Annotated in this window: 12 protein-coding genes; 3 read left to right on the top strand and 9 right to left on the bottom strand. The window is 72.5% G+C overall.

Translation table 11 applies throughout. The annotated features are described in order from the left end of the window. Positions 1–40 precede the first annotated feature (40 nt). The 6 genes from hflX to miaA all read right to left on the bottom strand — a co-directional run bounded on the left by hflX (position 41) and on the right by miaA (position 8177). Entirely contained in the window at positions 41–1534 is a 1494-nt protein-coding gene (gene hflX / locus FHS39_RS23900; protein WP_184351560.1) for a GTPase HflX, read from the bottom strand. A 148-nt stretch (positions 1535–1682) separates the two neighbouring features. Then, the gene (locus tag FHS39_RS23895) at positions 1683–3155 is read right to left on the bottom strand and encodes a M1 family metallopeptidase (protein ID WP_184351558.1); all 1473 of its coding nucleotides are present in this window, start codon (positions 3153–3155) and stop codon (positions 1683–1685) included. 216 nt (positions 3156–3371) lie between these two features. Continuing rightward, positions 3372–5504: a RelA/SpoT family protein gene (locus tag FHS39_RS23890; RefSeq protein WP_184351556.1), complete on the bottom strand. Its 2133-nt coding sequence runs from the start codon at positions 5502–5504 to the stop codon at positions 3372–3374. Positions 5505–5702: 198 nt separating this feature from the next. Continuing rightward, positions 5703–6605 carry a diaminopimelate epimerase gene (gene dapF / locus FHS39_RS23885; protein ID WP_184351554.1) on the bottom strand — a complete coding sequence of 301 codons (903 nt, stop codon included), beginning with the start codon at positions 6603–6605 and terminating at the stop codon, positions 5703–5705. Between the two features lie 52 nt (positions 6606–6657). Further along, complete coding sequence (locus FHS39_RS23880; protein WP_184351638.1) at positions 6658–7131, bottom strand: hypothetical protein; 474 nt, start codon at positions 7129–7131, stop codon at positions 6658–6660. A 107-nt stretch (positions 7132–7238) separates the two neighbouring features. Beyond that, complete coding sequence (gene miaA, locus FHS39_RS23875) at positions 7239–8177, bottom strand: tRNA (adenosine(37)-N6)-dimethylallyltransferase MiaA (RefSeq protein WP_184351553.1); 939 nt, start codon at positions 8175–8177, stop codon at positions 7239–7241. Positions 8178–8360: 183 nt separating this feature from the next. On the opposite strand from miaA, the gene FHS39_RS23870 reads away from it, so the two are divergent. Continuing rightward, positions 8361–8603: a hypothetical protein gene (locus FHS39_RS23870; RefSeq protein WP_184351551.1), complete on the top strand. Its 243-nt coding sequence runs from the start codon at positions 8361–8363 to the stop codon at positions 8601–8603. A 34-nt stretch (positions 8604–8637) separates the two neighbouring features. Then, entirely contained in the window at positions 8638–8760 is a 123-nt protein-coding gene (locus FHS39_RS25765) for a hypothetical protein (RefSeq protein WP_281396904.1), read from the top strand. 93 nt (positions 8761–8853) lie between these two features. On the opposite strand, the gene FHS39_RS23865 is transcribed toward FHS39_RS25765, so the two are convergent. The 3 genes from FHS39_RS23865 to FHS39_RS23855 all read right to left on the bottom strand — a co-directional run bounded on the left by FHS39_RS23865 (position 8854) and on the right by FHS39_RS23855 (position 11652). Then, entirely contained in the window at positions 8854–9564 is a 711-nt protein-coding gene (locus FHS39_RS23865) for a class III extradiol dioxygenase subunit B-like domain-containing protein (protein ID WP_184351549.1), read from the bottom strand. A gap of 79 nt (positions 9565–9643) precedes the next feature. Further along, a complete protein-coding gene (gene miaB / locus FHS39_RS23860; protein ID WP_184351637.1) occupies positions 9644–11140 on the bottom strand; it encodes a tRNA (N6-isopentenyl adenosine(37)-C2)-methylthiotransferase MiaB in 1497 nt (498 codons plus the stop codon). A gap of 119 nt (positions 11141–11259) precedes the next feature. Further along, positions 11260–11652, bottom strand: coding sequence for a DUF5997 family protein (locus tag FHS39_RS23855; RefSeq protein ID WP_184351546.1), 393 nt, complete (start codon positions 11650–11652; stop codon positions 11260–11262). A gap of 59 nt (positions 11653–11711) precedes the next feature. On the opposite strand from FHS39_RS23855, the gene FHS39_RS23850 reads away from it, so the two are divergent. Then, on the top strand, positions 11712–12515 hold the full coding sequence (locus FHS39_RS23850) for a LysR substrate-binding domain-containing protein (RefSeq protein WP_184351544.1): 804 nt from the start codon (positions 11712–11714) through the stop codon (positions 12513–12515). The last annotated feature ends 78 nt before the right edge of the window (positions 12516–12593 follow it).

Raw genomic sequence — 12593 nt, 5'->3', positions numbered from 1 at the left:
GGAGAGGGCTTCTTCATGCCGTTCGGCAGGGGCTGCGGACTCAGCCGCGCGCCGCCGGCACGTAGCGCTGGAGCTCCGCGGCGAGCTCCTCGTGCACCCGCGCCTTGAGCAGCGTGCCCTCCGGGGTGTGCTCCTCGGAGATCACCTCGCCGTCGGCGTGGACCCGGGCGACCAGGGAGCCGTGCGTGTACGGCACGAGCGCCTCGATCTCGACGGCGGGGCGGGGCAGCTCCGCATCGATCAGGGCGAGCAGCTGCTCGATGCCCATGCCGGTCCGTGCCGACACCGCGATCGAGTGCTTCTCTATGCGCAGCAGCCGCTGCAGGACGAGCGGATCGGCGGCATCCGCCTTGTTGATCACCACGATCTCCGGCACGTCGAGCGCGCCGACGTCGCGGATCACCTCGCGCACGGCGGCCAGCTGCTCCTCCGGCGCCGGGTGCGAGCCGTCCACCACGTGCAGGATCAGGTCGGAGTCACCGACCTCCTCCATGGTCGAACGGAAGGCCTCGACCAGGTGGTGCGGCAGGTGCCGGACGAATCCGACGGTGTCCGCGAGGGTGTAGAGCCGCCCGCTGGGCGTCTCGGCCCGGCGCACGGTCGGGTCCAGGGTGGCGAACAGGGCGTTCTCCACCAGCACGCCGGCGCCGGTGAGGCGGTTGAGCAGCGAGGACTTCCCGGCGTTGGTGTAACCGGCGATGGCGACCGAGGGGACCTTGTTGCGCCGGCGCTCCTGGCGCTTGATGTCGCGGCCGGTCTTCATCTCCGCGATTTCCCGGCGCATCTTCGCCATCTTCTCGCGGATCCGCCGCCGGTCCGTCTCGATCTTGGTCTCACCGGGACCACGCGTGGCCATGCCGCCGCCGGACGAACCGGAGCCACCGCCACCCATCTGCCGGGACAGCGACTGACCCCAGCCGCGCAGCCTCGGCATCATGTACTGCATCTGCGCCAGGGAGACCTGGGCCTTGCCCTCCCGGGACTTCGCGTGCTGAGCGAAGATGTCGAGGATCAGGGCGGTGCGGTCGACCACCTTCACCTTGACGACGTCCTCCAGCTGGATCAGCTGGCCGGGGCTGAGCTCACCGTCGCAGACGACGGTGTCGGCGCCGGACTCCAGGACGACGTCCCGCAGCTCCTGGGCCTTGCCGGAGCCGATGTAGGTGGCCGGGTCGGGCTTGTCGCGGCGCTGGATCACTCCGTCGAGCACGAGGGCGCCCGCGGTCTCGGCGAGGGCCGCGAGCTCGGCCAGCGAGTTCTCCGCGTCCCGCACCGTGCCGGACGTCCAGACGCCGACCAGCACCACGCGCTCCAGGCGCAGCTGCCGGTACTCGACCTCGGTGACGTCCTCCAGCTCGGTGGACAGACCCGCTACACGCCGCAGCGCCGCCCGCTCGGAGCGGTCGTACTGCTCGCCGTCGCGCTCCCCGTCGATCTCGTGGCTCCAGGCGACGTCCTCTTCCATCAGGGCGTCGGCCCGAAGGCTCTCCGGGAGACTCTGCCGGTCCTGGGGAAAGGAAGAAGAGGAGGTCATTTGATCCTTTGCATCGTTGAGAGGTACTCGGAAGGGGCCTGCCCCCATGGCAGGGCTTCCAGTGACGGCAACGTCCGAGGGGCCCGGGAGATTCCCGGGCACGACGGCGCCGCCGACCCGTTGATGGTCCCATGCCGCCGCCGGAGCGTCACGCGGGTTTCGCCGCGGCCTTCCAGTCGGGGTGGCCGGGCATGGGCGGCGTCCGCTGCCCGTACAGCCAGGCGTGGAGGAAGGCGGACTGATCCCGGCCGGAGACGCGGGAGGCGAGGGCGACGAAATCGGCGGTGGTCGCGGTGGCGTCGCGGTGAGCCGCCACCCACTCCCGCTCCAGCCGCTCGAAGGCGGACGCCCCGATCCTCTGCCGGAGCGCGTAGAGGACGAGTGCGCTGCCGTCGTAGACGACCGGCCGGAAGATGCTGACCTTCTTGCCGGGGACGGGCCCCTTGGGGGCCGCGGGCGGCCCGCCGTCTGCCCGCCACTGGTCGGACAGGCCGTAGGCGGCGCGCATCCGGTCGTCCATCTTCTTCCCGGCCTTCTCCTGGGCGTACAGCGCCTCGTACCAGGTGGCGTGGGCCTCGTTGAGCCACAGGTCCGACCAGGTGCGCGGGCTGACGCTGTCGCCGAACCACTGGTGGGCCAGTTCGTGGACCATGACCGCCTCGACGTACCAGGCGGGCAGCGCGGTGGTGCTGAAGAGGCCTCGTTCGAAGAGCGAGAGGGTCTGGGTCTCCAGCTCGAACCCGGTCGAGGCGTCGGCGATCAGCACGCCGTAGGTCTCGAAGGGGTACGGCCCGACCTTCCCTTCCATCCAGGCGATCTGGTCGGGGGTCTTCTCCGTCCACTTCTCCAGCGCGGACCGTTCGTCGGCGGGCACCACGTCCCGCACACGCAGCCCGTGCGGGCCCGAGCGCTCCGGCACGGCGGAGCGGCCGATGGAGACCTGGGCGAGTTCGGTGGCCATGGGGTGGAGGGTCCGGTACGTCCAGGTGGTGTTCTCGCCCTTGGTGTTGCGGCCGAGCCGCATGCCATTGGCGACCACCGTGAGGTCCTTGGGGGCGGTGACGCGGAAGGTGAACGTGGCCTTGTCGGAGGGGTGATCGCTGCTGGGGAAGATGTGATGGGCGGCGTCCGCCTGGTTGGCCATGACCAGTCCGTCGGTGGTCCGCACCCAGCCCCCGTCGCCGTCGCCGCGCGGGTCGCTCGTGTGCCGGACGGTGACGGTGAACGTTCCGCCCGACGGCACGCGGTGCGCCGGGGTGATCGCCACGTCTTCCCCGACGGGGGTGAATTGGGCGGGCAGGCCGTTGACGACGACCGAGGTGATGCTGCCGCGGGTGAAGTCGAGGTTGAAGCGGTCCAGATCGGCGGTGGCGCGGGCGACGACGGTGGTGACGGCGTCGAGCGGCTGGTCGTTGGCGCGGTAGTCGAAGGCGATGTCGTAGTCGGTGACGTCGAAGCCGGGGTTGCCGAGGGCGGGGAAGAGCCGGTCGCCGATGCCGAGGGGGGTGGGGGGTGGCGCGGCGGCCCCGAGAAGCAGTGCTGCGACGGCGGTGGCGACGGCGGCACGGCGGCGGGCGGACCACCGACGCTGAGGGGAACGCTTCCCGGGTGAGTACGGCATGCGTCCACCGCTATCAGCGCGCGGCCGCCGGAGGGTGGCGGCACGACGCCGCCCCACCCGTACGAGCGTCTGCGATGGTCATACGAAGTGCCATGCCGACACATACGAGTGGAGTGTCACGCCCGCTCGGAACGCCGTCCACCGCCGGCCCGAGCGCCCAACCGCCCTCCGTACTACGGCCGCAGGGCGCCCGCGCCCGTACGCCCCCTGCCGCCGCTACAGGGGCACGGCGGCCACTTGGCGGCCCGCGCGCTCGACGTCGTAGACCCCCGGGACGCGGCGCATCGCGCGCATCAGGTCGGGCAGTTGGGCGGCATCGGGCAGTTGGAGGGTGTAGGTGTGCCGGACGCGCTGCTCGTGCGGGGGCTCGACGGCCGCCGAGATGACGGCCGCGCCCTTCGCCGCGATGACCTCGGTCAGGTCGGCGAGCAGATGGGGCCTGCTGAACGACTCCGCCCGCAGTGTCACCCGGTAGTCGGCGCCGCACGCACCGTCCTGATTGCGCCAGTGCACCTCCACCGGGTGGCGCCCCGCGGTCACCATGCGGTCCACCGCCGGGCAGTGCGCGCGGTGCACGGTCACAGTGCCGCCGCGGACGGTGAAACCGGTGACCTCATCGGGCGGTACGGGCGTGCAGCAGCCGGCCAGGCGGATGCCGGCGGCCGTCGGCCCGGTCCCCTCGACGACCCTGACGGGGCCCTGCGTGGCGCGGGTGGCGGCGCGCGGGGCGGACCTCGGCAGGCCCGGCGCCGGGGGCGTGGGCGGCGCCTGGGGGGCGGCGGGGTCGGGCGCGGGGTGGGTGGACAGCCAGCGATCGATGGCGATCCGGGCGGCGGGGGTGCGGGCGTGCTCGAGCCAGTCGGGGGACGGCCCGGAGACGGTGTCGGGCGACATCAGCAGGTGCAGCACGTCGCCGTCGCGCAGGACCGTGCCCAGGGAGGCCAGCCGGCCGTTGACGCGGGCGCCGATGCAGTGGTGGGCGCCGTCGCCGTACTGCGCGTAGGCGGCGTCGACACAGCTGGAGCCGGCCGGGAGGCCGATGGTGCCGCCGTCGGCCCGGAAGACGGTGACTTCCCGGTCCTGCGCCAGCTCGTCGCGGAGCGAGCTCCAGAAGGTGTCAGGGTCGGGCGTGGCGCGCTGCCATTCCAGGAGGCGGGAGAGCCAGCCGGGGCGGGTGGGGTCGGCCCGCTCGCCGTCCGCGGCGTCGGGGGCGTCGGGTGCCGCGTAGGGATTGCCCAGGGCGATCACGCCGGCTTCGGCGACGCGGTGCATCTGGTGGGTGCGGATGAGGACTTCCGCCGCGTGGCCGCCGTCACCGGCGACGGCGGTGTGCAGCGACTGGTAGAGGTTGAACTTCGGGACGGCGATGAAGTCCTTGAACTCCGAGATGAACGGGGTGAAGCAGGTGTGCAGTTCGCCGAGGACCGCGTAGCAGTCGGCGTCCTCCGTGACCAGGACGAGCAGTCTGCCGAGGTCGGAGCCGGTGAGCTCGCCGCGTTTGAGGAGCACCCGGTGGACGGAGACGAAGTGTCTGCGGCGGACGAGCACTTCGGCGCAGACGCCCGCTTCGCGCAGGACGGCGCGCACCCGCACCGCGGTCGCCTCCAGAGGGTCGGGGCGGCCCGCGTGGGCGAGGACGAGGTCGCGCGTGCGGGTGTACTCCTCGGGGTGGAGGATGGCGAAGACCAGGTCTTCCAGCTCGACCTTGAGGGCTTGGACGCCCAGCCGTTCGGCCAGCGGGATCAGCACGTCGCGGGTGACCTTGGCGATGCGGGCCTGTTTCTCGGGGCGCATGACGCCGAGGGTGCGCATGTTGTGCAGGCGGTCGGCGAGCTTGATCGACATCACGCGGACGTCGTTGCCGGTGGCCACCAGCATCTTGCGGAAGGTCTCGGGCTCGGCGGCCGCCCCGTAGTCGACCTTCTCCAGTTTGGTGACGCCGTCGACGAGATAGCGGACCTCTTCGCCGAACTGCTCCCCCACCTGATCGAGCGTCACCTCGGTGTCCTCGACGGTGTCGTGCAGCAGGGAGGCTGTCAACGTGGTGGTCTCGGCGCCCAGTTCGGCGAGGATGAGGGTGACGGCGAGCGGGTGCGTGATGAACGGCTCGCCGCTCTTGCGCATCTGGCCGCGGTGGGAGGACTCGGCCAGGACGTAGGCCCGGCGCAGCGGGTCGAGGTCCGCGCCGGGATGGTGGGCGCGGTGCACCTTGGCGACGTGGTCGATGGCATCGGGGAGGCGGCCGCGGGCGCCGGAGCCGCTGAGGGCCGCCCGCCCGAGGCGTCTCAGGTCGATGCGGCGGCCGCGCTTGCGGCCGGGAGCACCTGCATTCGTGGCCTCTGCGCTCATGGGCACCTCCGGCAGCGTCGACCGGCGGTCGGCTCGCGCCTCCAGACCGGTGCTTGATGCTACCGAGCCCATCACGCACCGCTCACCCGCTCTCGCCCAGAGTGAAACGGATCACCCATTCGAGGGAGCCGGACCGTCGGAAATCGACGGCGGCGGGCGGAGGTGTGATGCGGCGCGCGGCCTACCGGCGGGCGCCCGTCAGGCCGCGGCGTCCGTCCAGGACACACCCATCCGGGAGGCGTCGAAGGTGCCCTCGGCGATGATGACGGCCGGGCCGGTCATCTCGATGGCGCCGTCCGGGCTCTCGCTGATCACCAGCCGCCCGCCGGGGACGTCCACGGTGTAGGTGACGGGGTGGCCGAGCACGGCCGGGTCGGCGCCGTCCCGGCGGGCCGTCGCGACCATCACCGCGCACGCGCCGGTGCCGCAGGAGCGGGTCTCGCCGGAGCCGCGCTCGTGGACGCGCAGGGCGACGTGGCGCGGGCCCCGGTCGACGACGAACTCCACGTTCGTGCCGTCCGGGTAGGCGGAGGCAGGGCTGACGCCGGGTGCGGTCCGCAGGTCGCCGGCGTCGGCGAGGTCGTCGACGAAGGTGACGGCGTGCGGATTGCCCATGTTGACGTTGCGAGCGGGCCGGGTGCGGCCGTCCACGGTGACGGTGACCTCGCCCTCGGGGAGGAGCGCGCGGCCCATGCCGGTGGTGATGTCGCCCGGCTCGCCGTCGGGGCCCGGCTTGGCGACGTGGGCGCGGCGGATGCCCGCGCGCGTGGCGATCGTCATGTCGCCCGGCTCCGCCAGGCCGGCCCGCTCCAGGTAGTGCGCGAAGACGCGCAGGCCATTGCCGCACATCTCGGCAATGCTGCCGTCGGCATTGCGGTAGTCCATGAACCACTCCGCCTCGGCCGCCATCGCGTGCGCCTCGGGGTGCGCGGCGGAGCGCACGACGTGCAGCACGCCGTCGGCGCCGATGCCCGCGCGCCGGTCGCAGAGCCGGGCGACCGCGGCCGGGGACAGCTCGATGCGCCCCTCGTGGTCCGGGATGATCACGAAGTCGTTCTCGGTGCCGTGTCCCTTGAGGAAGGGGATCTGCGCAGTGCTCACGTTTCGATGGTACGGGGGACCACCGACAGCGCTTCCTGCCGGGCCCGCAGTGTCAGCGCAGGCGCGCCACACGCCAGACGGCGAGGACGACCACCAGGGCGACGAGGGCCGTGTACAAGGCCACGTACCGCCAGTCCGGGCGGCGCCCGGAGCCGCGCGGCGGCAGGCCGGGCCAGGTGTAGCCGACCCGGCGGGCCGCCATCACGCCCCAGCCTGCAGCGCAGCAGCTGAGGAGGAGGCCGAGCATGGCGACGACGGGGCCGCCGTCGCCGAATTCGAAGGCGAGCGGGAAGGCGAACATCAGCGAGCCGATAGCGGCGAGCACGACGATCGGAGCGAGCTGCCAGGCGCGCAACCTGCGCTGCGGGCGCAGTTCGCGGAAGGACGCGGGGGCGGTGACGTCCGGGGCGGTCGCGGCGTCGTCCTCCGGCCCATCCGGAGTCAGTGTTTCCGGTTCTCCCCCGGCCACTGCCGGGAGGTGTCCCCTGCGCGGCTGCTGCGGTCTGTCACGAGGGCCGGCCTCCATCGCCACGCGCCCTCCCAACCCGGACTTCACGGCTCGATCGAGGTTTGATGATGGCACGTCGGAGAAGGCGCGAACGGCGTGCGGAGCGTCCCGATGCCATCACGTGATCAGGCTGTGACCGCCCGTTCGACCAACGCCAGCGCTTGCTCGGCCAGTTCCGCCCGCCGGTCGGCGGCGCCGCTCAGCCAGTGCACGCGCGAATCCCGCCGGAACCACGAGTCCTGCCGCCGGGCGAAGCGCTTGGTGGCCCGTACGGTCTCGGCGCGGGCGGCGTCCTCGTCGCACTCCCCCGCGAGGAAGGAGAGCACTTGCTGGTAGCCCAGCGCGCGCGAGGCCGTGCGCCCCTCGCGGAGCCCTTCGCGCTCCAACGCGCGCACCTCGTCGACCAGTCCCGCCTCCCACATGCGGTCGACCCGTACGGTGATGCGCTCGTCCAGTTCGGGGCGCTCGACGTCGACGCCGATCTGCAGCGCGTCGTACACCGGCTCTTCGCCCGGCAGGTTGGCGGTGAAGGGCCGTCCGGTCAGCTCGATGACCTCAAGGGCGCGCACGATGCGCCGGCCGTTGCCGGGCAGGATGGCGCGGGCGGCCTCCGGGTCCGCGGCGGCGAGGCGCGCGTGCAGGGCGCCGGGGCCCTGCTGCTCCAGTTCGCCCTCCAGCCGGGCGCGCACGGCCGGGTCGGTGCCGGGGAAGTCCATCGCGTCGATGGTGCCCTTGATGTAGAGCCCGGAGCCGCCGACGAGCACGGGGGTGCGCCCTTCGGCGAGCAGCTTGTCGATCTCCGCCCGGGCCAGCCGCTGGTACTCGGCGACGCTCGCGGCCTCGGTGACGTCCCAGATGTCGAGCAGGTGGTGCGGTACGCCCTGCCGCTCCTCCATGGTCAGCTTGGCTGTGCCGATGTCCATGCCGCGGTAGAGCTGCATGGAGTCGGCGTTGACCACCTCGCCGCCCAGGTGCCGGGCGAGGGCGACGCCGAGATCGGACTTGCCTGCCGCCGTGGGACCGACGACGGTGATGACCCGGGGTGCTGGAGCTGCGTTTCTCACCGCATCAGTGTCCCAAACCTTCCGAGCACCCCACGAACGAGCGACGTGACGCGACGCCGACGGGTTCGTTGCCTGTTGCGAGGTTCCGAGAGCCGGTTCGCGGATCGGCGCCCCTGAGCGGCCCCTTGGGACGCTCAGGGCGAGGCGGGATTTCGCTCACACCAGTAAGGTAATGGAGTAGATATGGGCGTGTTGTCAAAGATTTTCCGTCGGCCGTCGTCGACGTCAACGGAAGATGCCTCTGCTGCCACTCAGACGGCGGAATCCCCCGACGCGGCGGAGACGGCCGAGGAGAAGCCGGAGGAGACAGCCGAGGCCAAGGCCGAGGAGACCGCGGACGAGCCGGCCGAGGGAGTGGACATCCCCAAGCAGCAGTCGGCGGACGCGGCGGCCGACAGCGAGGCCGGGGACGGCGCCCGTAAGTAGGTTGCGGCAAAGAAGGACGAGGGGGGCGGACGGCATGGGCCTGATGGACACGCTCAAGACCAGGCTCGGCCCGTTGAAGGGCAAGGGCGCCGATCTCGCGCAGCAGCACGAGGGCGAGCGCAAGGACGGCGGCGGTACGGAGCCCCAAGCCCCCTGAGGCCCTCTGAGACCCCGTCGGCGACCGGCCCGCGGAGCCCATCGCTCCGCGGCGGTCGCCGTGTCGGGGCCGCTGCGCCCCGGCCGGGCCGAATCAGGCCCAGGACGCCACGTGGTACCCCACCCCGTAGGGCGCGTCGCCGTACAGCAGCTTCCCCCGCAGTCCCGCGCCCTCCGCCGCGCCCGCGAGCACCTGCCAGGAAGCCCGCCCGGCGGCCTTCAGCTCGTGGGCGAGCTCCGCGTCCAGCGCTGCCAGTGCGGCTGTGTCGGCCGTCTCCAGGGCACGTGCGACGGCGGTGTCGAAGGGCTCGGCCCGCTCGTCGAGATAGCCCGGCGCCTTCAGGGTGCGACAGGCGCTGCCGTCGCCCATCACCAGGAGCGCCACGCGCTCGGCCCGCTCGGCCAGCTCCCGGCCGGCCTCCAGGCACCGTTCGGCCTCCAGCGGCTCGCCGACGCCCAGGCCCTCGACGGGCGCGGCCGTCCAGCCCGTACGCTCCAGCAGCCAGGCCGCGACGGCCAGGGACAGCGGCAGTTCCCGCTCACCCGCCGGACCGCCCTGTCCGAGGCGTACGTCCACGTCCACGCCGAAGCCCCGGAAGGACCCCGCGGCGCCCTGCGGGTGTGGTCCCCGGCCGGGCTGGTCGGCGGGGCCGACGACGATCAGCCGGTCGGGCCGGGCGGCCGCGAGGGCGGCCACGGCGTCCGCGCAGGCGGCCCGCAGGCCGTCCAGTTCCGGTGCGGCACCGGCGGCCACCTCGGGCACGAGAAGCGGCGGGCAGGGGCATACGGCAGCGGCGACGAGCATGGCCGGAACGATACGCCCCACCCCCGGTACTCCGCCGAAGCGGGCCGGGGGTGGTGGCGGAACGTCAGCCGTCGGGGGCTCAGTCGCAGCCGCAGCCCGCGGAGGCCGGGGCGGGGGTCGGCGCGGGCGCCCCGATGGTCGGGATGCCCAGCATCACGCCCGCCGGCTTGGCGGCCGCGGCGGCGTTGCGCTTCTCCCAGGCGTCACCCGCACGGGTACGGCGCACCGCCTTGGCGGCTCCCTCGGCGAGCAGGTGGTGCGGGGCGGCGTAGGTGATCTCGACAGTCACCACGTCGCCCGGGCGCACGTCCTCGTCCGGCTTGGTGAAGTGGACCAGGCGGTTGTCGGGGGCACGGCCGGAGAGGCGGTGGGTGGAGCCGTCCTTGCGGCCCTCGCCCTCGGCGACCATGACCTCCAGGACCCGGCCGACCTGCTTCTTGTTCTCGTTCCAGGAGATCTCCTCCTGGAGGGCGACCAGGCGCTCGTAGCGGGCCTGCACGACCTCCTTGGGGATCTGCCCCTCCATGGTCGCCGCCGGGGTGCCGGGGCGCTTGGAGTACTGGAAGGTGAAGGCGTTCGCGAAGCGCGCCTCGCGCACCACGTGCATGGTCTGCTCGAAGTCCTCCTCGGTCTCGCCGGGGAAGCCCACGATGATGTCGGTGGAGATGGCGGCGTCCGGCATGGCGGCGCGCACCTTTTCGATGATGCTCAGGAAGCGCTCCTGGCGGTACGAGCGGCGCATCGCCTTGAGCACCGTGTCCGAACCGGACTGCAGGGGCATGTGCAGCTGCGGCATCACGTTGGGCGTCTCGGCCATGGCGGCGATCACGTCGTCGGTGAAGTCGCGCGGGTGCGGCGAGGTGAAGCGGACCCGCTCCAGGCCCTCGATCTTCCCGCAGGCGCGCAGCAGCTTGGAGAAGGCCTCGCGGTCGCCGATGTCGGAGCCGTAGGCGTTGACGTTCTGCCCGAGCAGGGTGATCTCGCTGACGCCCTCGGCGACGAGCGCCTCGACCTCGGCCAGGATGTCGCCGGGGCGGCGGTCCTTCTCCTTGCCGCGCAGCGCGGGGACGATGCAGAAGGTGCAGGTGTTGTTGCAGCCCACGGAGATCGACACCCAGGCCGCGTACGCGCTCTCGCGCCGCGTGGGCAGCGTCGAGGGGAACGCCTCCAGCGACTCGGCGATCTCGACCTGCGCCTCTTCCTGGATGCGGGCGCGCTCCAGCAGCACCGGCAGCTTGCCGATGTTGTGCGTGCCGAACACGACGTCGACCCAGGGGGCCCGCTTGACGATGGTGTCGCGGTCCTTCTGGGCGAGGCAGCCGCCGACGGCGATCTGCATGCCGGGCCGCTTCGTCTTCATCGGGGCCAGCCGGCCGAGGTTGCCGTACAGCTTGTTGTCGGCGTTCTCGCGCACGGCGCAGGTGTTGAAGACGACGACGTCCGCGTCGCCCTCGGCGGTGCCCTCGGGTGCGCGGACATAGCCCGCGTCCTCCAGCAGACCGGAGAGCCGCTCGGAATCGTGGACGTTCATCTGGCACCCGTAGGTGCGCACCTCGTATGTTCCCTTGACGTCCACTGCCTGGCTCCGGTCACCGCTGCTGGTCATTCCTCAAGGGTAAGGGGGTGCCGGGGAAGCTCCGACCGGAGTCCGCGGAGCACGCGCCCCGGCCTCCGGGGCGCGGCACCGAGCGCGGGCTATCGGGCCTGGTCGGCCTGCTCCGCGTGCTTCTCCTTGATGCGCACCGCTTCCTTGCGGACCTCGGCCTGGGTGGCGCGCTCCTTCTGCAGCCACTCGGGCTGGTCCTTCTTCAGCGCCTCGATCTGCTCCGTGGTGAGGGGCTCGGTGACCCCGCCGCGCGCGAGACCGGCGATGGAGACGCCCAGCTTCGCGGCGACCACCGGGCGAGGGTGCGGGCCGTTGCGCCGCAGCTCCTGCAGCCACTCGGGCGGCTCGGTCTGCAGCGCGTTCAGCTCGGTGCGCGAGACGACACCCTCCTGGAACTCTGCGGGGGTGGCCTGGAGGTACACACCCAGCTTCTTCGCCGCGGTCGCGGGCTTCATCGTCTGGGCGGTCTTGTGCGACGTCATGACGTCAAGGGTATTCGAGCGCGTGCGCTACCTCCGACCACGACCGGTAGCCTGGCGGGGTGACAGGCTCGGATGTATCCCCTTCGTTCCGGCTCGCGTACGTCCCGGGAGTGACGCCCACGAAGTGGGTGCGGATCTGGAACGAGCGGCTGCCCGACGTCCCGCTGACGCTCGTCCCGGTGCCCCCCGCCGAAGCGGGTGAGGTGCTGCGGGACGGCGGTGCCGACGCCGGAATCGTGCGGCTGCCGGTCGACCGGACGGTCCTCAGCGCGATCCCCCTCTACACCGAGACGACGGTCGTCGTGATCCCCAAGGACCACCTCGTGGCGGCGGCCGACGAGGTGGCCACCGAGGACCTGGCCGACGAAATCGTGCTGCACCCCCTCGACGACGTCCTCGGCTGGGAGCAGTTGCCGGGACGGCCCGCGATCGAGCGCCCCGCCACGACGGCGGATGCCATCGAGCTCGTGGCGGCGGGGGTGGGCGTGCTCGTCGTCCCGCAGTCGCTCGCCCGACTGCACCACCGCAAGGACCTCACGTACCGGACGGTCACCGACGCCCCTCAGTCGAGCGTCGTGCTGTCGTGGCCGGAGGAGGAGACCACCGACCTGGTGGAGGACTTCATCGGGATCGTCCGCGGGCGGACCGTCAACAGCTCGCGGGGGCGCTCCCAGGCCCAGGCCCAGGACAAGGCGCAGCCGAAGAGCAAGCGCTCCGATGCGGGCGGTGCACGGCGCAAGCCCGCGGCCGGCAAGACAGGGGCGGGAAAGACTGCGGCCGGCAAGAGCCCGCGGCGTGGTGCGGGCGGGCCCAAGGGCGCCCCGAAGGGCGCCAAGCGCGGGAAGCCTCGCCGCCGCTCGTAGCCCGGCGCGCGGTGGGGTGCGAGCGCCCCGCTTCCTTCCGGTGCAGGTCGCGCAGGCAGCCTGGTACGCGGGTGCGGA

Origin of the sequence: Streptomyces olivoverticillatus, assembly GCF_014203555.1 — a bacterium.
GTDB classification, from domain to species: domain Bacteria; phylum Actinomycetota; class Actinomycetes; order Streptomycetales; family Streptomycetaceae; genus Streptomyces; species Streptomyces olivoverticillatus.
The sequence above is the reverse complement of the archived record's forward strand: the minus strand, read 5'-3'. Positions and strand labels throughout refer to the sequence as shown.